The following is a 19,214-nucleotide window of genomic DNA, read 5'->3' as shown; positions in this document are numbered from 1 at the left end:
CCGGCCCCGGAGCCGGCGGTGCCGCTCCGGTGCCGGGAGGCTCTTCCCCCTGGGGGCTGGTCAGTCCCGCGGGTCCTGCGGGCGGCCGATGGCCTCCGCCGTGGGCTGACTCGGCGCGGGGACGGGCGGGGTCCCCTCCTGCACCACGTAGTTGCCGCTCGGGCTGACGACCCGCCGGTCGGGCGGCTGCGGGGCCGCCGACCCCGCCGCCACGCCTCCGGCGTCCGGGCTCCGGGACGGCTCGACCACGATGACGAAGTCGTCGCCGTGGCGGGTGATGCCGTCGACGACGGCCTGCTCGATCGCCAGGTGGGCGTAGTTGCCGCGCAGGATGATCGGGTCGTGGCGGAGGTCCTTGACCAGGCTCACGGCCATCGCCGCCATCACCAGCGCGAACGGCAGGGCCGCGATGATCGTCAGGTTCTGCAGCCCCGTCAGGGCGGCGCCGTCCTCCCCAAGCAGCAGCATGATCGCGGCCACCGAGCCCATCACGACGCCCCAGAAGACGACGACCCAGCGGCTCGGCTCCAGGGTGCCGCGCTGCGAGAGCGACCCCATGACGATCGACGCGGCGTCCGCGCCGGACACGAAGAAGATCGCCACGAGGACCATCACCAGGATGGTGGCAGCGGTGGCCAGGGGGTACTGCCCGAGGACGGCGAACAGCTGCCCCTCCGTGGTGCCCTGACCGGCGACGTCGATGCCGTCGCGCTGGGCGGCGATCCCGGCCCCGCCGAAGACGGCGAACCACAGCAGGCTGACCAGGCTGGGCACCAGGAGCACGCCGGTGACGAACTGCCGGATGGTGCGGCCGCGGCTGATCCGGGCGATGAACAGCCCGACGAACGGCGTCCAGCTGATCCACCAGGCCCAGTAGAAGACCGTCCAGCCGCGCAGCCAGGTCGCCATCGGGTCGCCGCCGGTGGCCTCGGTGCGCGCGGCCATCTCGCCGAGGTCGGAGAAGTAGCTGCCGACCGCGTCGGGGATCAGGTTGAGGATGAAGATCGTCGGCCCGAGGACGAACACGAACACGGCCAGCAGCAGGGCCAGGACCATGTTGGTGTTGGACAGCCACTGGATGCCGCGCTCGATGCCGGAGACGGCCGATGCGACGAAGGCGGCGGTCAGCACCGCGATGATCCCGACCAGGATGCCGTTGCCGACGTCCCCGGCCCAGCCGAGGATCTCCACGCCGCTGCCGATCTGGAGGGCGCCGAGGCCGAGGGAGGCCGCCGACCCGAACAGCGTCGCGAAGATGGCCAGGACGTCGATGACCCGGCCGGCCGGACCCTCGGCCCGCCGCCGGCCGAGCAGCGGGATGAAGGCGGAGCTGATCAGCTGACGGCGGCCCTTGCGGAAGGTTCCGTAGGCGATGGCCAGCCCGACGACGGCGTACATCGCCCACGGGTGCAGGGTCCAGTGGAACAGCGTGGTCGCCATCGCGGTCTGGATCGCCTGGGCGCTCTCGGCCTCGGTCGTGAGCGGCGGCGGGGCCACGAAGTGCGACAGCGGCTCGGCGACCCCGAAGAACATCAGCCCGATGCCCATGCCTGCGCTGAACATCATCGCGATCCACGAGATGGTGCGGAACTCCGGCCGCTCGTCGTCACGACCCAGCGGGATCCGCCCGTACTTGCCGGCCGCCAGCCAGATCACGTAGATGACGAACGCCGAGGCCAGCAGCACGAACAGCCAGCCCAGGTTGCCGGTCACCCAGCCGAGGACAGAGCCGCTGACCGTGCCGAGCCCGGTGGGGGTGGCGAACCCCCAGACCACGAATCCCAGCGCCATGGCCGCGGCGATGGCGAACAGGACCCGGTCCACGGCCCAGTGCCGGTCGGCGACACAGGGTGGCGTCTCGGCGATCGCGGGATGGCACTCGGCCACGGAGTCCTCACCGCCGGGGCCGGGGAGGCGCTCCTCCGCCGCTCGGCCCGCGTCGCTGTCGGACGGCGGGGGCTGTCCGTTCACCTCCGCCCGGTTCGGCGGGCCGGAGGTCGAGACGTGCCTGCTGTGCGGCTGCTCCATGACACTCCCATTCCTGTTGCGTCATTCGAAACCGACTTCGCAAGAGGGAACCAGAGCCGTTGGGATGGGACAAGGGTCGAGCGTGATTCTCTGCACAGTTTCGTCCTGCGACGGCCCCGCGTCGCCCCGGGGACGAGGTCGGAGTCGAGCGCACCGGGTGACCCGCCCGTGCCGCCGGGTACGGCCGGGCGAGGAGGACACGAACAGCCGGCCCCCCGGGGCGCTCTGCGCCGGCCACGGCAACGCCTCACCCGGGTCGAGGAGGGCGGTGTCGGCCCCGGCACGCCGGTCAGAGCGACGAGGGCGCCGGCCCTCCGTGGTCGGGCCTCACGCGGTGAAGTCGGTGCTGCGGCTGACGTCCTCCCACGTGTCCACGTCCGATCGCAGGGCGTCGAGCGCGGCGCGGAACGCGTCCGAGGCGTCGTTGCCGAGCACGAGCAGGTAGGGCGCCTTGCCGGACTCGACGACGTCGACCAGCGCGGCCGCCGCCCGCGCCGGGTCCCCCGGTTGCCTGCCGTGCGCGGTGTCGTGGTCCTTGCGGCGCCGGCCGGCGGTGTCGGCGTAGTCCGCGATCGGCGTCTCGGCCTGGGTCAGCGACCGGCCGGAGAAGTCGGTGCGGAAGCCGCCCGGCTCGACCGTCATGGCGGTGATGCCCAGCGGGGCGACCTCCTTGCGCAGTGACAGCGTCAGCGCCTCGATCGCCGCCTTGACCGCCGAGTAGTAGCCCGACCCCTCCGGGCAGATCCGCGCGCCGATCGACGAGAGGTTCACGATCGTGCCCGACCGGCGCTGACGCATGCCCGGCAGGACCGCCTTGATCGTGCGGACGGTGCCGAAGACGTGCGTGTCGAACAACTGCCGGACCGGGCCGTCCTCGCCCTCCTCGACCGCCGCCCGGTAGCCGTAGCCGGCGTTGTTCACCAGGACGTCGACACCACCGAAGCGCTCCTCGGCGGCGGCCACGGCCGCGGCCACCTGCTCGTCGCTGGTCACGTCGAGGGCGCGGGCCAGCGCCGTCTCCGGGTGGGCGTCGGCCAGGTCCTGCACCGTCGCGACGTCCCGGGCGGTGACGACGACGTGGTGTCCCCGTCGGAGGGCCGCCTCGGCGAAGGCCCGGCCGAGTCCGGTCGAGCAGCCGGTGATGAGCCAGGTACGCATCCGGGTGTCTCCTGCCATGCCGCCTCTGCCTCCAGACCGGTCGGCTCCGTGGCCGGCGCCCGAGCAGCCCCCAGATCGCGGTCGGGGTCGTCGGTGCCGGGCTGCAGCTTGACCGACCGGAGCAGGACGTGGCCACTCCTGGGAGGCGCCGGCAGGACCGGCCGATGGCGAGAGGAGCCGCCCCACGCCGGCGACGTGCATCCCGCCGTCCGCGGGCCCGTCGCGACCGGTGAGCTGCGCGGCGGGCCCAGGCCGCGCGCCTGCGCGCGCAGTGCGCGGGTGGCGACGCAACTCACACCCCGCTGGGACGAAGTGCCCTGCCGGACACCGGGGTCAGCACCGACCGTGGTCGGCGTGAGTCGAGGAGGGGGCCACCACGGACGTCCTGGGCCCGCCCGGGGTCGCCGGTACGGCCGTGTCGAGGTGGAGAGCTGGACGGTGGGTGCCGATGCGGTCGTCCCGCGACCCTGGGAACAGGAGTGGGTGGACATGCCCGCCGGACGCCTGCACGCGGTCGGCGGCGACGGGCTCGTCGCCGGCCGCGCGGTCTGCCGGACGGCGGTGACGCTGCTCGACCCCGCGGACTGGACGTGGCCGGACGACGGCGACCGCGAGTGGCCGCTGTGCTGGACCTGCCTCGCGCTGACCCACTGAGGGCCCCGCCGCCGCAGCCCGTCACCCGCGGGCGGGGTCTCCCGGCGACGGGTATCAGCTCGCGTCGATCCGGCCGGCGGCGCCGGCCGAAGGGCTGCGCGGACGGCGTGCACGCCCGACCACCAGCACGATGGCCCGGTGGAGCAGAGCACGAGGATCGACGTCGGGGCCCCGGTCGAGCGGGTGTGGGAGGTGCTGCGCGAGGTCGAGCGGTGGCCGGAGTGGGCGCCGACGGTGACCTCGGTGCGGCGCCTCGACGACGGGCCGCTGGCCGTCGGGGCCCGGGTCCGGGTGGAGCAGCCCCGGATCCCCCCGACCGAGTACGTGGTGACCGAGCTGGAACCGGGACGCTCGTTCACCTGGGTGGCCACCGGCCCGGGCGTCCGCACCACCGCTCGGCACCTGCTCGAGGACCTCGGCACCGGAGGCACGCGGGTCACGCTGGCGGTGGAGCAGGCCGGGCCCGTCGGGCGGGTGATGGGACGGTTCTACCGCCGGCTCACCGATCGCTACCTGACCGCCGAGGCCGAGGGGATCAAGGCGAGGAGCGAGGGACGGCGGTGACGCCCCGCGGGGTCGCCGCCGCCGAGCGTGACGATCGGGTAGCAGCTGAGGGCGCCCTAGCCTGGCAGCGTGTCCCTCTGGCCCCCGCATCGCCGTGTGCCGTACTCGCGTCTCCCGGAGCGGGCCTGGCGTGCGGTCGCGGGAAACGACCCGCCGACCGCCCCGATCGGCCTGCGGGCCCAGCCCAGCCGGATGGACGACCTCACCGCCCACGCCGCGCTGGGCCTGGCCCTGCGCATCGGGGCGTCCGTGCTCGCCGTCGGAGCTCCCTCTGCCGACGTGACCGCGATGGTGCTGCGGGTCGCCGCGGCCTACGGGCTGACCAGCTGCCAGGTCGACATCACGTTCACCTCCATCACGGTCAGCTTCGACCGGGAGGACGCCGTACCGCTCACCGCGATGCGGATCGTGCGGATGAGCCGCCTGGACTACACCCGCCTGCAGGGGATCACCGACCTGGCCCGCGCGATCGGCGCCGGAGACCTCGACGTCGAGGAGGCGCACCGCCGGCTGGACCGGGTGGTCGCGGCGCCCGCCACCTACCGCCGGAGCGTGAACGCGCTGGCCTGGGCCGGCGTGGCCGGCTGCTTCGGCCTCGTCCTCGGCGGCGGGTGGCGGGAGGCCCTCATCGCGGCGCTGACCACCGCCCTGATCGGGCAGGTGATGCGCGTGCTCGACCGGCGGAGCCTGCCGGTCTTCTTCCAGCAGGTCGTGGGGGCCGCACTCGCCACCGGGGTGGCCGTCCTCCTGCTGGCCTGGGACGTCGACGTCCGGACCTCCCTGGTCGTCGCCGCCGGCATCGTCGTGCTCCTCGCCGGACTCTCCCTGGTCACCGCCGCCCAGGACGCGATCAGCGGGTTCCCGGTGACCGCCGGGGCGCGGGCCTTCGAGGTGGTGACGCTGACCGCCGGCATCGTCGTGGGCATCGCCGGCGTGCTCGACCTGGCCCAGCGCGCCCAGCTCCCGCTGACCGTCGTCACCACCGCGGCCGCCCCGGTCCCCTTTCCCGTCGCGCTGGCCGCGTCCGCCGGGATCGCCGCGTTCTGGGCCCTGGCCAGCCACGCCCGGCCGCACGCCGTGGGCCTCGCCGCGACCGCCGGAGCGCTGGCCTGGGCGACGTTCTGGGCGCTCAGCGCACTGGGTGCCGGCCCTCCGCTGGCCTCCGGGATCGCCGCCGTCGTCATCGGGTTCTCGGCCGAGGTGCTGCCCCAGCGGCTGCGGATCCCCCCGCAGCTGATCGCCGTCTGCGGCATCGTCCCGCTGCTACCGGGTCTGGCGATCTACCAGGGCCTGTTCCGGATCGTCGTGGACACCGACATCGACGGCGGGCTGGCCGCCCTCGTCGGGGCGCTGGCCGTCGGTCTCGCGCTCGCCGCCGGCGTCACGCTGGGCGAGTACCTCGGCAGGCCGGTCAGCGGCGAGCGCGACCGCTTCGACGAACGGGTCCGCCGGCGGGCCATGACCACCGACTGAGCCGCTGATCGCCCCCGTGGCGGCACAGGACCCGGCTCCACCGCCGACGCGATGACCCCGCCCCCGTCCGAAGGCCCCCCGTCGGCCGCGGTGCCACCCGGCCACGTCGGCGGCTTCCCCCGTGGCCGTCGGCCCCGGGGGAAGCGGCGCGGCCGCCGCAGGCCAGCTCACGGTCGAGCGGCGTCCTGCGCCGGCGCCAGGCGGCCCGGTCGGGTGCGCGGACGACGGAACAGGGCTCGCAGGCCCCGCCGCGTGGTCGACGACACGGGTTGTACCGCCCGGGCCAGGCGGTCGTAGTCGTCGGCCCAGCACTGCGCCGGGTACGGCTGGCCGGGGTAGAAGCGGCGGTGGAACTCGATCATCGCCCGGTCGGTCGCCGCCTCCCAGATCCCGTCGTCCCAGCCCGAGCGGACGTAGTCCCGCGACGGCACCTCGGCGACGCACCCCCGCCAGATCAGCCACTGCTGGATGTTCTGCACGAACGGCCGCTCGCGGACGTAGTAGCCGCCGTGGCTGCGGGCCGGCCCACGGACGTTGCCGTAGTAGTGCCCGCGCGGCAGGTCCCAGCCGAGTCGCGGCGGAGCGCCCGGGACCACCACCGGCGGCGGCACCGGGGGCGCGGACGGAGGCGGGACGACCCCGCCACCGGCCGCCCTGCCGAGGATGCCCGGGATCTGGCCGACCTTCGCGGCGCCGGGGCAGAGCTTGCCGATCACGGTGGACCAGCGCTCCCCGCCCGGCTGCAGCCACCCGGGCACCGCGCCGACGCCGCGGGAGTGCTGGATCCCCAGCCGGTGCGGGCCCCAGCCACGACGGCCGGGCAGGCTGTCCGGCAGCAGCGCCAGCGGCACGCCGTGCACGTCGCGGGCCCAGCGCATGATGTCGGCCAGCCGCTCCTCCTGGGCCGGGGTCCACAGCTCGCTCTCGACCTGAGCGACCGGACCGGTGCCGCCCTGGGTCTCGATGGCGATCGCGTCGTCGTTGGCCTCGACGTCCGCGAACGCCCGGAAGGCGGTGTCCACGTACTGCTCGCAGTAGCCGTCCTTGGCGACGTAGAAGTGCCAGGTGTTGCCGTTGAACGGGGGCAGCGACCGGCGTTCGGAGACGGCGACGTGCAGGATGCCGCGCCCCTGCTCGTTGCGGGGGGTCCGCCCACCGAAGTCGGTCGGCTTGAAGACGGCTCCGGGATAGATGGCCACGGGTCCTCCAGGGTCTCGGCCATGGCCGGTCGCGGCCGCGACCGGGCAGGAGTTGAGATGACCGCGCCGCACGCTCGCGGGAGCGCCGGCGCCTCCCGCGGCCCGGTGGGAGCCGCGGGTGGCGTCCGCGGTGCGGCGCTCTCGGTCGTCACATCGCGGATCGCCGCGGCAGGTGTGTGCTCGGCCCGCCGGCTGCGCCGCGGGCCGGCGCCGGACGAGGCGTCACCCGAGACCCTCCCGGTCGGCGCCGGTCCCGTCGTACAGGCACTCCAGTCGCTGCTGGGCCTCGCGGACCTGGGCGAGTTCGGCGGTGAGCCGCAGCACGTCGAGGCGGAGGCCGAGCACCCCTTCCACGTAGGGAGGGTTCGGCGGCTCGGAGGTGCCGTGCTGCCCGGCCGCCACCGGGACGGGACTCACCGCCGCGTGCCGCTCCAGGGCGCGTACCTGGACGACCGGGGAGGGGCTCACGGACACGCCGGCGGAGTGCTCCGCCATCCGCTGGCGCAGCGCCCCGGCCAATGACCCGTAGGAGCCGCGGAACTCGGCATCGGGTCGTCCCGGGGCGATCGGCACGCCGCTCCCGTCGATGAACGTCGCCAGGTTGGCCGTCAGGCTCTCACCGCGCTCGTCCCAGGGCGTGGAGGTGGACCACGACCACATGTACACGCCGACGTACCACATCGGCCGCCGCGGCATGTCCGCCCAAGGCCCCGAGGACCGCGGATCCGCGTCGACCCCGACGATGTCGACCCAGCGTTCGAGCCTGGGGAGGACGATGTCGCCGCCGGGGCAGGACGCCGAGAGCAGCTGGGTGAGTTGGGCGACCTCGAGCACGGCCCCTCGTTCGTCCGTCCACTCGTGCTCGTGCTGTCCACCGGACGACGGCGCTGTGTCCGGATGACCCGTGGCGGCCGGGGAGCCCGGCGAGTGAAGAGGGGCCCAGCCCCGTCCCGTGCTCTCCGGGTGACCGGCGCAGGAGGGGTCGTTGCACCGCCCGCAGCGAGCCAGGACCCGGACGCCGTTCCGGTCGATCACGTGGTCGGCCCTCACGGGCTCCTCCAGGTCGTCGCGGTACGCCGACCCGTCACGGGGCTGCGGGACGCCGAGGACGCGGCCGGGCGCCGGTTCCGCTCCCCGGCTCGGATCGAAGACCGGGCAGGTGACGGCGGTCCACGAGCTCCCGTCGAACCACCGCTCGGTCCGTGGGTGCTGCTCGGGCGAGAAGGGATCCGGATAGAAGCCGGCGGCCTGCGGGGCGGTACCCCGGTGCGGGTCCGTCGTCGGATCGGGCCCGGGCGGCGCCGCCAGGGACGTGCCGTCCACCGGCAGCCGACGCTGCGCGTCCCGTGGTCGTGCAACGGCGCGGGCGACGCCGCGCCGCGGCCGCAGCAGCCGTAGCCACAGGTCCCGGCCGGCGAGCAGCCACGACGCCGCGAAGGCCCAGACGGCGGCCGTCTCCGCCGCGAACAGCAGGGGAAGCGGGCCGAGGTCGACCGCCACGGAGTTGCCGAACCCAGCGGCGGCGACCGACAGCAGGACGACCACACCACAGAGGGCGTGGGCGTACGCCGCCGTGGGGTTGCCGCCCCGGGCGCGCTCCCGCCGGGCGAAGAGGAAGGACAGGGCGGCCAGCAGCACGAAGCACGCGCCTGCGGCGATCAGGTGGAGTCGTCCCGTCCAGACGTCACCGAGCAGCTGTTCCAGCGGCGGGCAACCGGACAGGTCGCGCGTGCTGCCGCACCGGGGCGCTCCGGCGGGGATGCCGGGCCGCGCGATCGGGAAGAAGACCACTCCGAGCAGGGCCAGTCCCGCGAGCAGGCTCAACCAGAAGTCCCACGTCCACGGTTGCCCCGCGAGGTAGGTCGCCAGCAGGACGGCGATGATGCACAGAGCGCCGACGAACACGTCCTGCATCGAGGTGTGGTAGTAGGAGCTGAGCGAGCTCTCGACGTGCACCGCGCCGCCCCGGACCCAGCTCTCCCCGGCGATGAGGACGAGGGGCAGCAGGATGCCGATCGCCCCGACCGCCGTTCCGATGAGCAGGTAGGAGCGGACGTAGAGCACCGCCGGATCGCTGCGGTCGGACAGCCCACGGGGGCGGGGCAAGGTGTCCGGGCTCGGCTGACGCATCGCACCTCCGCATCGGCTCCCCCGACCGGTGTGCGCGGAGGAGCGCCAGTTGGCAGATCACCGCGCCTGGCCACCTCCAGGACCACGGGGGGACCTGGCGGTGTCGACGGCGCGGCCATCTCACTGCGGTCATCGCTCGGGGACGGCACGGGGATACGCCCACGAACCACCTGCCCCAGGCGTCACAGCCGTCCCGGATGCCACGCCGGCGTCCGTCGTGGCCGGCACCTCCGGCCCGAACGGCTCCCGCGGGCAGTGCGGGATGCCGAGCTCGCGCGTCCGGCCGTCGCCCCCACGGCGCAGGCCGGCCGGCAGGCCCACCGGTCAGCCACGGACCGGCGCGGTGCGACCGCTCGTGGCGGAAGGCGGCGTCGGGCGCCACCGACTCCGTGCGGTCACCCCGCGACTGCGCCCGGTCGTACGACCACACGCGCAGGGGCCGACCCGGGCACGGAGCGTGTCCAGCGGCGATCCCGGCGGGGTGGGCCGCTCCCGGCCGGTGTGGGGACGGACCGGGTCCCGGCGCCTCCACCGCCACGCACCGTCAGCGCCGGGCCGCCTTCGCTGCTGCGTTCTCGCAGGTCGACACGGTGGTCTACGACGATCGGCCACTGTCCGTCACTCCCCGTGACCTCCCAGGGTGTGGGTGCTTGATCAACTACTCAGGAGGACCCATGACAGCACCGCACGGTCACCGCCCACCGGGAGTCGCCCGCCGCCGGCGCAGCGCACTGATCGCCCTCGCCCTGCTCGTGGCCGCGACCGCGCTGGCCTCGCCGGCTCAGGCGGCGTCGTCCAAGGCGTGCGAGGGCGGCGGCTACCAGCTGGTCGACGCCGCGACCGGTGCGGTGGTGGCCGACGGCCGCGGCGACCGCCGGGTGCGGACGACGATCCCGGCCGCCAGCCTCGGCGACCGGTTCATCGTGCGCGGGGTCCACCAGCAGTTCGCCGTGCGAGCCGGCGACTTCGCCGTGTTCGACCACCTGTTCACCGGGGCGGCCAACCGGGAACGCATGGTGACCGCACCGACCGTGGTGTGGGAGAGCAAGGTCCCGGACCACCGCGGCCTGACCCTGAGCAGCGCGATCACCGTCCAGTTCGACAGGGAGGCGATCGAACTCGGTCGTACCGGCGCGGGGCTGTCGATGAAGATCCAGAGCAAGGACTGCGCGCAGGGCGGCATCTTCCAGATGGAGCCCGAGCGCGGGGACGGCACCCGCACACGCATCGTGCACACCCTCGGCGGCCAGTCGTTCTACTTCGACAACCCGCTCTTCCGCGCCCGCATCGGACAGTTCCTCGGCTCCACCTGCACCAGCGTGGAGGCCGGACCGCCCGGTCAGTTCTGCGTCCAGGTGTCGGCCCGCGTCAACATCGCCAGCGACAGCCCCGCCGCCCGCGACCTGGTGGCCCGCGACAGCGCCCAGGTGGCCACCCGGATCGACCAGCCGGCGTGCCGTGCCGTCGACCCGGCCCTCCCGCCGATCCCGCACTGCGGTCGCCAGTCGATCTGGGACGTCGCGAGTGGTGGCCGGATGGGCTTCGTCACGGGCGAGGACGCCGTCGAGGTCGCCAACCCGCCGACCACCTGCACCCAGGACTGCCAGGCGCAGAACCAGGTCCGCGGTCGCCTCGCCGTGCTCGGGTTCCCTTCCCCGGTCCCCCAGAGCAGCCGGCTGACCCCGCCCACCGCGCCGTTCGACAGCGCTCCGCTCACCGCCCCGTGACCGCAGGGCGACCCTGATCGACCGTCGGGGGACCGACCGTTCGGGGCCACCCCCGGTGACGGCCTCCTCCCGCGCTCACGGCGGGAGGAGGCCTGCACCGGCTCCCGCACGGCCCGGCGCCGCCACCGGGCCGTCGGCGGCGACACCGACACCGCGGCAGGGACGTCCGATGGACAGGAACGGCTGCCGGTCCCCGAGGTGGCCCTCCATCCCCTCGATTGAGGGACTGGCACGCGACGGCCCGATTCCCGACCATCCAGGGGATCCGCACGGGGACCACGCGGGCCCGGTCGGGCCGGCAACCGCTGGCGGTCACCGCGGATGCCGGAGGGGTTCACTGTGACAGCGCCACGGAGCGTCGGGGACGAGCACGTGACGTCGGCGGAGACCCCACCGTGGGTGCGGCTCGTCGACCCGCCCCCCGCAGGGGGCTCGGCGCGAGCCCAAGGTTCACCGGCAACCGCCCGCCGGGTGCTGAGCAGGTTCGTGGCCGGCAACGTCGTCGCCGCCAGCCTGCTGTTGGCCGCCAGCGTCTGGGCGAGCCACGCGGCCGCCCGCAGCGAGGCGCTCGCCGACGCCCGGAGCAGGACCGACCTCGTCGCCGAGCTGCTCGTGGAGCCGAACCTGGGCGGCGGCCTGCTCACCGGGGACCCGCAGGCGATCGCCGACCTGGACGCCGTCGTGGAGACCCAGCTCCGCGACGCGGCGGTGGTACGCCTCAAGATCTGGGACGACGACCAGCGGATCGTCTACTCCGACGAGACCCAACTCGTGGGACGCACCTTCCCCGAGTCCGAGTACTCCGTGCGGTCGTTCGTGGACGGTGACATGTCCGCCGAGGTGAGCGACCTCGGCCGCGCCGAGAACGAGTTCGAGCGCTCCCGGGAGCGACTGCTCGAGGTCTACCGTCCCGTCATCGCCCAGTCCGGGGAGCGTCTGCTGCTCGAGGCGTACTTCGACTACGACCGGGTGACCAACCGGCAGGTGGCCATCTGGCTCGAGTTCGCCCCCATCTCGGCGGCGGCGCTCGTCTGCCTGCTGCTGTTCCAGCTACCGATGGCCAGGCGGATGATCCGCGACGTGCGGGCAGCGGACCAGGAACGGTTGCGGCTCCAGGCACAGGCGGCGGACGCGACCGTCGAGGAGCGACGCCGGATCGCGGGTGGTCTGCACGACGGCGTCGTCCAGGACCTGTCCGCGGCCCCGCTGATCATGTCCCGGGCGATCGACCATCTCAGGACACGCGCCCCGGGCGGCACCCACGACCACTCGGTGGCCGACGACCTGCAGCTGGCGACCGCCGCCGTCCGTCAGTCGGTCGCCTCCCTGCGCTCCCTGCTCATCGAGATCTACCCGCCACACCTGGCCCGCGCCGGCCTGCCGGCGGCGCTCGGCGACCTGGCCGCGCGCACCCAGTCCCGCGGCGTCCACACGCGCCTCGAGCTGCCCGACGACCTGGACCTGCCGCCCGAGAGCGCGGCCCTGCTGTTCCGCACCGCCCAGGAGGCGCTCACCAACGTCGTCAAGCACGCCCGCGCCCGGAGGGCCGTCCTCACCGTCACGGAGGACGAGTCGTCGGTCACGCTGGTGATCCGGGACGACGGGATCGGCTTCGACCTGACCGAGTCCTCGGAATCCCCGCCCGGCCACTTCGGCCTCCGCCTGATGCGTGACCTCGCCCAGGCGTCCGGAGCCACGCTCGACCTCGCCACGGCCCCTGGTCGCGGCACCGCCCTGCGCCTACGCCAGCCGCACCCGCGGCGGCCACCCTCCGGGCGGGACGACGAGCGCTCCCCTCGACCCTGACCTGGATCCGAGATCACCGCCGACCTGACGGGGTCCGGGGTGGTGGCGAGGGACCGGCAGCCGGGTCAGCCGACGAGGCGGACGGCGAGCAGTGCGACGTCGTCCTCCGGCTGACCGGACAGCACGCGGTCGAGCAGCGCGTCGCACAGCTCCTCGCCCCCGAGGGGTTCCGGGCGCGCGTCACCGACGGCGACGAGGTCGGCGAGCGTGCTGCACAGCAGGTCGATGCCGTCGTCGATCGGGCGGTCCGGAGCCTCGACGAGTCCGTCGGTGTAGAGCAGCAGCAACGCGCCCGGCTCGAGCACCGCCTCCGCCTCGCTGTGGAGCACCCCGAGGGCGACGCCCAGGAGCATCTCCGGCCCGGAGGCCAGCACCGTGACCCGGCCGTCGGGATGCACCAGCAGCGGCGGCGGATGGCCGGCGTTGGCCCAGCGCAGGCGCCACGCGCCGGCCGCGCCGTGCTCGAGCGGGCGGACGTGGGCCACGATGGCGGTGGCCAGGGCGCCCAGCCGCAGCTCGGCCATCGCCGCGTCGACGGCATCGAGCAGCGGTCCCGGCCCGGTGTGGGTCGCCACGGCGATGCCACGGAGCAGGGTGCGCACCTGGCCCATGGCGGCGGCGGCGTCCACGTCGTGACCGGCGACGTCACCGATGACGAAGGTCGCGCCGCCGCGCTGGACGAAGCAGTCGTACCAGTCGCCGCCGATCTCGGCCGCCCGGGCCGCCGGGGCGTAGCGGACCGCGATCTGCAGCCCCTCGATGCTCGGCGGCTCGGTGAGCATGGAGCGCTGCAGAGCCTCGGCCAACGACCGCTGCGCGTCGTGGAGGCGCGCGTCGTCGAGCACCAGCCCGGCGCGGCCTGCGACATCGGCGGCGGCAGCGAGATCCCCGGCGGAGAACCGGCCCCGAGCCGCACCGTTGCACAGGCTCAGCAGGCCGACGGCGCCGTGCCGACCGAGCAACGGGAGCAGCATGACGTGCTCGGGGGCGAGAGTCGCCAGCAGGTCGTGCGCGGGTCCCGGCCGCAGCATCCCCTGCAGGGTCCGGGTCGCGTCTCCCCGCAGCAGCTCCGGACGGCCGGTGCGCAGGGCGCGGAACAGCAGCGAGTCGTCGGTGAGCGCCTCGACCCGGGTGCGGACGTACTCCGCAGCCAGCGCCTGTCGCGCCGGATCGCGATGTCGGGTGACGGCATGCCCCAGCCCTCGCCGGTGCCCGGGCCTCGGCACCTCGTCGATGAGGGTGAGCACGGCCCAGTCGGCCAGGGCCGGCACCAGCAGGTCGCACAACCGGGCGGCGGCCTCCTCGGGCTCCAGCGTGGTGACCAGCGCCTCGGTCACCACGCGGAGCAACGGCTCCCGATCGGCCGCGTCGGCGGCGGCGGTGGCGGACCGACCGAGGCCGGCGCCACTGGGGGACCCACCCCTCGGCGGGACGGATGGATCCCGGGGAGGCGCCGGGTCCGGGATCGTCACGTCCGCGCTCCTCACCGTGGGCACCCCAGGGCCGCAGGCTGGACGGACACGCGGCACACTGCGGGTGGGTCGGCGCCGGAGCGAACTGTTTCGCCACGGGCGGGGACGTGGATCGTTGCTCGGACACGAGCCGCTGTCAACGATCGTTGCGGCCCGTGTCGACCAAACCGGGAACAGGCGACCGAGGGTCCGCGGGAGGGGTCAGGCATGGAACCCCATGAGCCACCTGATCGGCGGGAGGGGTCGGGCGGGCTCGCGGAGGAGCCTGCGCTGCGCGCGCTCGCCGACCTGGTCGCCGTCGCCGAGCAGATGGCCGAGGTCACCGCGCTCATCCGCGAGCACGCGGCGGAGATCCGGGCCTGCCGGGCCCAGGGCCTGCCGTACCGGGAGATCGTCGCCCGTGAGCGCCGCCCCCTCATCGTGGAGGTCCTCACCGACGCGACCGCCCGCTTCGAGGCCGCCGGCACCCGGTTCCGACAGGCGAAGGCCGCCGCATTGCGTCAGGAGGGGTTGACGCTCGAGGAGATCGGCGCCCTGTTCGGGCTGACCCGCCAGCGCATCTCCCGGCTCCTGCAGGAGGCCGACGGGGCCGACCCCGGCAGGCGGGCCGAGAGCCGAGACACCGGGCCGATCCCCGCCGAGCTCCCCCGACCCCCGACCGATGATCAGCCCCTCCCCCACCGTCCTGTGACCGAGGGGGACTCTCCGCGGGCACCGGACACGCGGGGGCGTGGAGGATGACCCGATGCTGATCACCGAGGATCGGGACGACGTCGCCGTCCTGCGCATCGACCACGGCCGGGTCGGCGCCCTGGACGTCGAGCTGCTGAACGCCCTGACCGACGCCGTCACCGCGTCCGACCGGGCGCTGGTGATCACCGGCAGCGGCTCGTCCTTCTCCGCCGGGGTGGACCTGCGCCGGATCCTGGACGGGGGTCGGCCGTACACCGAGGAGCTGCTGGCCGCGCTGTCCCGCACGTTCCGCGCCGTGTTCGACCATCCGCGGCCGACGGTCGCGGCGGTCAACGGGCACGCGATCGCCCCGGTGGCTGTGTGCTGGCGCTGGCCTGCGACCTGCGGCTGATGTCCGGCGGACGGATCGGGTTGGCGGAGCTGGCGGTCGGCGTCCCCTTCCCGACGTCCGCCCTGGAGATCGTCCGGCACGCGCTCGGCTCCCGTGCCGGCCAGGTGCTGCTCGGCGCGCAGACCGCCGACCGCGAACGGGCGCTGACCCTCGGGATGGTCGACGAACTCGCCGCGCCCGGCGAGCTGCTCGACCGGGCGGTCGCGCTGGCCGCCGAGCTGGCCGCCCGGTCGCCGGAGTCCTACCGGCTGGCCAAGGTCCAGCTCCACCGTGCCGCGAACGCGGCGATCGAGGCGACCGCCGGCGACGACGCGGCCGTCCTCGCCGGGTGGACCTCCGATGACACCCGACGTCGGATCGGGGCCGCGCTCGCGGCGCTGGCCCGGCGCTAGTTCGCGCGACCTCGCGGGGGGCACGCGCGCCGCGGGTCGTCCGAGCGCCGCGCGGTGCTCGTCCCCCCACCTCCGGGGTAGGGACGACGGAGAGGACGCCCGGTGACGCCGACCCCGCCCGGCCGTGGTCGTGCCGGGCGGCCACGACGTGACCGGTGGGTGTACCGGGAGCGGTACTCGCGACGAGGTGGACGAAGGGATCGAGAACGATGACGTCGTCGGCAGGCCAGCCACTGATCACCCCCGAGCTGCGCGAGGAGCTGCACGCTCTGTACCGCCACCTGCACGCCGACCCCGAGCTGTCGATGCAGGAGCACCGGACCGCCGCACTGGTCTCCGAGCGCATGGGGCGGCTGGGCTGCGAGACGTCCACCTGCGGCGGTACCGGGGTGGTCGCGGTCCTGCGCAACGGGGACGGACCGGTCGTCGCCTTCCGCGCCGACACCGACGGCCTGCCCGTCGCGGAGGACACCGGGCTGGACTACGCCAGCACCGCCCGCGGCCGGCTCGGCGACGGCACCGAGGTGCCGGTGATGCACGCCTGCGGCCACGACGTGCACGTCACGAGCGCCATCGGTGCCGCCTCGGTGCTGGCCGCCGCCCGGGACACGTGGTCGGGGACCGTGGTGTTCCTCTTCCAGCCCGGGGAGGAGACCAGTGAGGGTGCCGCGGCGATGGTCGCCGACGGGTTGTGGGCCCGCGCCCCCCGACCCGAGGTGGTCCTCGCCCAGCACGTGTACCCGTTCCGGGCCGGTGAGATCCGGGTGGCCGGCGGGCCGGCGATGGCGATGGCCGACAGCTGGCAGGTGACCGTGCACGGACGCGGCGGACACGGATCCCGCCCGGAGGACACCATCGACCCCGTCGTGCTCGCCGCCCACATGGTGGTGCGCATCCAGAGCATCGTGTCCCGCGAGGTGCCCCCGCTGACGCCCGTCGTGGTGACCATCGGCAGCTTCCACGCCGGGCTCAAGGAGAACATCATCCCGGCCACCGCGGTCTTCACGGTCAACGTGCGCACCCTGGACACCGACATCCGGGAGCGCGTGCTCGCCGCCCTCCGCCGGGTGATCGCGGCCGAGGCGCAGGCCTCGGGCGCGCCCGAACCGGAGGTCGAGGAGCTCTACACGTTCCCGCTGCTGCGCAACGACCCGGAGGCGACCGGACGCGTCACGGACGCGCTGACGCAGGTGTTCGGCGCCGGCAGGGTCAGCGACACGCCGCCGCTGCTCGGTAGCGAGGACTTCGGCCACCTGCCGGAGGCGATCGGTGTGCCGGGTGTCTACTGGTTCATCGGCGGCATGCCCGACGAGGTCGTCGACGGTGACGATCCCGTGCCGACCAACCACTCCCCCTTCTTCGCGCCCGTGATCGAGCCGACGCTCACCACGGGTGTCACGGCCGCACACACGGCGATCACGGCGTATCTCGGCGGGGCGACCACGGTGCGGTGATCGCGGGGACGCGTGACGTTCCGCGTCCGGCTCGGCGGGCGGTGCCCGCCGTCGGCGAGGCCCCGAGGGCGATCGCCCCGGGCCGGCTCGCCGGCCGGTCACCGCGCGCCGGCGACCTCCGGGCTGGTGGGCCGCGCGTGGGCGACCGCCCAGTCGAGCACGTGGTGGGCGATCGCCTCCCAGCCCTCCTGCACTGGCAGCACGCGGGCGAACCCGGGGTACTCCTCGCGACCGGTGACCGTGTACGGCGAGCGGTGGTGCTCGACGTTCGACCGCTGCGCGCTCGGCGGCATCAGGTGGTCCTCGCCGCCCGAGACGAACAGCAGCGGAGCCCGGTCGTCGTCGGCGTGGTCGACCTGTCACTCGACCTTCGCCCGTCACGTGCCACCCGCGCGGATCCGACCCTGCGACCCCTCTCCCTCCCGATCCGGTCCCCACGGTGGTCAAGGCGCGCCGTGCGGTGCGACACGGGCGAGACGCGGAGCGGGTCGGGCCACGGGAGTGCCTGAGAACGTCGGGCGGCGGTCGCGGAGGCTCCGCGTCCGCCACGGCGCGGCACAGGGACCGCTCGACAAGGGGAGGGAGCGTCGCCTCCCATGACGTCCATGGACGACGTCGCCTCCGGGCCGCACATCAGCGATGAGGACCTCCAGAAGGTCACCGTCGGCGAACGGATCCCACACGACGCGCCGATCACCCTGGTCGAGTACGACCCGCGGTGGCCCGGCCTGTTCGCTCGCGAGGCTGACCGCGTCCGCGCCGCCCTCGGTCAGGTCGCCGTCCGTGTGGAGCACGTGGGCTCGACGTCGGTTCCCGGCCTGTGCGCCAAGCCGATCATCGACATGGTCCTGGTGGTCCCCGACTCGGCCGACGAACCGTCCTACGTTCCGGCCCTCGAGTCCGCCGGCTACGTCCTCACGATCCGTGAACCGGAATGGCTGGAACACCGCCTGCTCCGGGGCCCGGACACCGACGTCAACCTGCACGTGTTCAGTGCTGGTGAACCGGAGATCGACCGGATGCTCGCCTTCCGCGACCGGTTGCGCACGCACGACCAGGACCGGGAGAGATACGCCGAGGCCAAGCGCGCTCTGGCCCGCAGGGTGTGGCGCCACGTCCAGCACTACGCCGACGCCAAGACCTCCGTGGTCCAGGAGATCCTGGCAAGAGCGACGGCCGCTCGGGGATGACCGCCTCACCGCGGGCCGGACGAGGTGGTCGACGACTGCGGAATGCACGGCGCGGCCGAGGAGACCGCGCACCGAGGACCCGGCCGACCCACGTCCGCGGGCGCGGAGCGGACCGTCGTCGCCGCGGCTCGGCCGGTCAGGTCCCGAGGCTAGCGGCGGCGGCATCCCGCGGCGGCCGGCGGCGCGGCCCCGGGAGCATGCCCGCCGCTCCGGCAGCGTTCGACGGCTGGACCGGCACGCGGTCAGGTGCGCGGGTTCCGCTGAGACGGTCCAGCTGACCGCTCGGTCGACTCCCCTGCCCCGCGCGGGGACAATCGTCACGGCTGGGCGTGCGCGACGCCTCCGTGAGGGGCCAGGTGTCCGCCCTCGTCGTCCAGCAGGAACTCCACCGGCGGCGACGAGCGGAGGCGACGTGCGGTTCTCGACCACCTCGTTGTTGCGGGTGACGACCTGGGCGATGCTGGTCTCGGGCGCGGTCTACGGAGCCACGCTCGTCCCCGGCATCCGTCAGGCACCGGGCTACGACGCCGCCGTCGACGGATGGCTGAACATGACCGTCGACGGCCTCGTCATCGTCGTGCTCGCCCTCCGCTGCGTCGCCGACCGCCGGGACCGGGCGGCCTGGCTGTTCATGACCGCGGGACTCGTCGCAGCCTTCGCCGCGAGCGCCTCCTACTTCGCGTACTACCAGCACCTCGACCCCATCCCGAGCCCGTCGTGGGCGGACGCGGGGTGGTTGCTCTTCTACGGCCTGCTCGCCATCGGACTCGTCCTGCGGCTGCGCGCCCCGGCGGGCCCCAACCCCGCCACCCCCTCCCCCCCCCCCCCCACACGCCCGCGGTCCCCCCCCCCCCCCGCCGCCAACAAAACAGACTCAGCCTCC

At 74.4% G+C, this 19,214-nt stretch carries 17 protein-coding genes; 11 read left to right on the top strand and 6 right to left on the bottom strand.

The window, feature by feature from the left end:
- Window positions 1-60 precede the first annotated feature (60 nt).
- Together ACI78Q_RS22495 and ACI78Q_RS22490 are read right to left on the bottom strand one after the other, a co-directional pair.
- Window positions 61-1,887 (bottom strand): BCCT family transporter, encoded by a 1,827-nt coding sequence (locus tag ACI78Q_RS22495; RefSeq protein ID WP_456925690.1) that lies wholly within the window; start codon window positions 1,885-1,887, stop codon window positions 61-63.
- A gap of 468 nt (window positions 1,888-2,355) precedes the next feature.
- Window positions 2,356-3,186 (bottom strand): oxidoreductase, encoded by an 831-nt coding sequence (locus tag ACI78Q_RS22490; protein WP_456925689.1) that lies wholly within the window; start codon window positions 3,184-3,186, stop codon window positions 2,356-2,358.
- A gap of 489 nt (window positions 3,187-3,675) precedes the next feature.
- Between ACI78Q_RS22490 and ACI78Q_RS22485 the strand changes: the two genes are divergently transcribed.
- The 3 genes from ACI78Q_RS22485 to ACI78Q_RS22475 all read left to right on the top strand — a co-directional run bounded on the left by ACI78Q_RS22485 (window position 3,676) and on the right by ACI78Q_RS22475 (window position 5,877).
- Window positions 3,676-3,840 (top strand): hypothetical protein, encoded by a 165-nt coding sequence (locus ACI78Q_RS22485; RefSeq protein WP_456925688.1) that lies wholly within the window; start codon window positions 3,676-3,678, stop codon window positions 3,838-3,840.
- 138 nt (window positions 3,841-3,978) lie between these two features.
- On the top strand, window positions 3,979-4,404 hold the full coding sequence (locus ACI78Q_RS22480) for an SRPBCC family protein (protein ID WP_456925687.1): 426 nt from the start codon (window positions 3,979-3,981) through the stop codon (window positions 4,402-4,404).
- A gap of 69 nt (window positions 4,405-4,473) precedes the next feature.
- Entirely contained in the window at window positions 4,474-5,877 is a 1,404-nt protein-coding gene (locus tag ACI78Q_RS22475) for a threonine/serine ThrE exporter family protein (protein ID WP_456925686.1), read from the top strand.
- 167 nt (window positions 5,878-6,044) lie between these two features.
- Here the strand turns inward: ACI78Q_RS22475 and ACI78Q_RS22470 are convergent, their stop codons facing one another.
- Together ACI78Q_RS22470 and ACI78Q_RS22465 are read right to left on the bottom strand one after the other, a co-directional pair.
- Entirely contained in the window at window positions 6,045-7,076 is a 1,032-nt protein-coding gene (locus ACI78Q_RS22470; protein WP_456925685.1) for an N-acetylmuramoyl-L-alanine amidase, read from the bottom strand.
- A 222-nt stretch (window positions 7,077-7,298) separates the two neighbouring features.
- Window positions 7,299-9,206 carry a DUF2510 domain-containing protein gene (locus tag ACI78Q_RS22465; protein WP_456925684.1) on the bottom strand — a complete coding sequence of 636 codons (1,908 nt, stop codon included), beginning with the start codon at window positions 9,204-9,206 and terminating at the stop codon, window positions 7,299-7,301.
- 674 nt (window positions 9,207-9,880) lie between these two features.
- Between ACI78Q_RS22465 and ACI78Q_RS22460 the strand changes: the two genes are divergently transcribed.
- Both ACI78Q_RS22460 and ACI78Q_RS22455 read left to right on the top strand, forming a co-directional pair.
- Window positions 9,881-10,933, top strand: a complete 1,053-nt coding sequence (locus ACI78Q_RS22460) for a hypothetical protein (RefSeq protein WP_456925683.1) — start codon at window positions 9,881-9,883, stop codon at window positions 10,931-10,933.
- Between the two features lie 471 nt (window positions 10,934-11,404).
- Entirely contained in the window at window positions 11,405-12,739 is a 1,335-nt protein-coding gene (locus ACI78Q_RS22455) for a sensor histidine kinase (RefSeq protein ID WP_456925682.1), read from the top strand.
- A gap of 65 nt (window positions 12,740-12,804) precedes the next feature.
- On the opposite strand, the gene ACI78Q_RS22450 is transcribed toward ACI78Q_RS22455, so the two are convergent.
- Window positions 12,805-14,079, bottom strand: coding sequence for a PP2C family protein-serine/threonine phosphatase (locus ACI78Q_RS22450; protein WP_456925691.1), 1,275 nt, complete (start codon window positions 14,077-14,079; stop codon window positions 12,805-12,807).
- A gap of 339 nt (window positions 14,080-14,418) precedes the next feature.
- On the opposite strand from ACI78Q_RS22450, the gene ACI78Q_RS22445 reads away from it, so the two are divergent.
- The 4 genes from ACI78Q_RS22445 (at window position 14,419) to ACI78Q_RS22430 (ending at window position 17,141) form a co-directional block, all read left to right on the top strand.
- Complete coding sequence (locus tag ACI78Q_RS22445; protein ID WP_456925681.1) at window positions 14,419-14,952, top strand: sigma factor-like helix-turn-helix DNA-binding protein; 534 nt, start codon at window positions 14,419-14,421, stop codon at window positions 14,950-14,952.
- 4 nt (window positions 14,953-14,956) lie between these two features.
- A complete protein-coding gene (locus ACI78Q_RS22440) occupies window positions 14,957-15,295 on the top strand; it encodes an enoyl-CoA hydratase/isomerase family protein (protein WP_456925680.1) in 339 nt (112 codons plus the stop codon).
- The gene (locus tag ACI78Q_RS22435) at window positions 15,265-15,687 is read left to right on the top strand and encodes an enoyl-CoA hydratase/isomerase family protein (RefSeq protein WP_456925679.1); all 423 of its coding nucleotides are present in this window, start codon (window positions 15,265-15,267) and stop codon (window positions 15,685-15,687) included. Before ACI78Q_RS22440 ends, ACI78Q_RS22435 begins: the two co-directional genes overlap by 31 nt.
- 209 nt (window positions 15,688-15,896) lie before the next feature.
- Window positions 15,897-17,141 (top strand): amidohydrolase, encoded by a 1,245-nt coding sequence (locus ACI78Q_RS22430; RefSeq protein WP_456925678.1) that lies wholly within the window; start codon window positions 15,897-15,899, stop codon window positions 17,139-17,141.
- A 98-nt stretch (window positions 17,142-17,239) separates the two neighbouring features.
- Here ACI78Q_RS22430 and ACI78Q_RS22425 read toward each other — a convergent pair whose 3' ends face one another.
- Window positions 17,240-17,434 (bottom strand): hypothetical protein, encoded by a 195-nt coding sequence (locus ACI78Q_RS22425; protein WP_456925677.1) that lies wholly within the window; start codon window positions 17,432-17,434, stop codon window positions 17,240-17,242.
- A gap of 303 nt (window positions 17,435-17,737) precedes the next feature.
- Between ACI78Q_RS22425 and ACI78Q_RS22420 the strand changes: the two genes are divergently transcribed.
- Both ACI78Q_RS22420 and ACI78Q_RS22415 read left to right on the top strand, forming a co-directional pair.
- Complete coding sequence (locus ACI78Q_RS22420; protein ID WP_456925676.1) at window positions 17,738-18,331, top strand: GrpB family protein; 594 nt, start codon at window positions 17,738-17,740, stop codon at window positions 18,329-18,331.
- A gap of 412 nt (window positions 18,332-18,743) precedes the next feature.
- The coding region (locus tag ACI78Q_RS22415) for a hypothetical protein (RefSeq protein WP_456925675.1) at window positions 18,744-19,214 on the top strand (471 nt) is incomplete at its 3' end.

The organism is Geodermatophilus sp. SYSU D00705, from assembly GCF_054050135.1.
The sequence above is the reverse complement of the archived record's forward strand: the minus strand, read 5'-3'. Positions and strand labels throughout refer to the sequence as shown.

Excerpts from the sequence above, each read along its gene's own strand:
- ACI78Q_RS22420 (WP_456925676.1), top strand. The coding sequence starts at position 17,738 with ATGACGTCCATGGACGACGTCGCCTCCGGGCCGCACATCAGCGATGAG.
- ACI78Q_RS22425 (WP_456925677.1), bottom strand. The coding sequence starts at position 17,434 with ATGCCGCCGAGCGCGCAGCGGTCGAACGTCGAGCACCACCGCTCGCCG.
- ACI78Q_RS22445 (WP_456925681.1), top strand. The coding sequence starts at position 14,419 with ATGGAACCCCATGAGCCACCTGATCGGCGGGAGGGGTCGGGCGGGCTC.
- ACI78Q_RS22465 (WP_456925684.1), bottom strand. The coding sequence starts at position 9,206 with ATGCGTCAGCCGAGCCCGGACACCTTGCCCCGCCCCCGTGGGCTGTCC.
- ACI78Q_RS22490 (WP_456925689.1), bottom strand. The coding sequence starts at position 3,186 with ATGCGTACCTGGCTCATCACCGGCTGCTCGACCGGACTCGGCCGGGCC.
- ACI78Q_RS22440 (WP_456925680.1), top strand. The coding sequence starts at position 14,957 with ATGCTGATCACCGAGGATCGGGACGACGTCGCCGTCCTGCGCATCGAC.
- ACI78Q_RS22460 (WP_456925683.1), top strand. The coding sequence starts at position 9,881 with ATGACAGCACCGCACGGTCACCGCCCACCGGGAGTCGCCCGCCGCCGG.
- ACI78Q_RS22485 (WP_456925688.1), top strand. The coding sequence starts at position 3,676 with ATGCCCGCCGGACGCCTGCACGCGGTCGGCGGCGACGGGCTCGTCGCC.
- ACI78Q_RS22430 (WP_456925678.1), top strand. The coding sequence starts at position 15,897 with ATGACGTCGTCGGCAGGCCAGCCACTGATCACCCCCGAGCTGCGCGAG.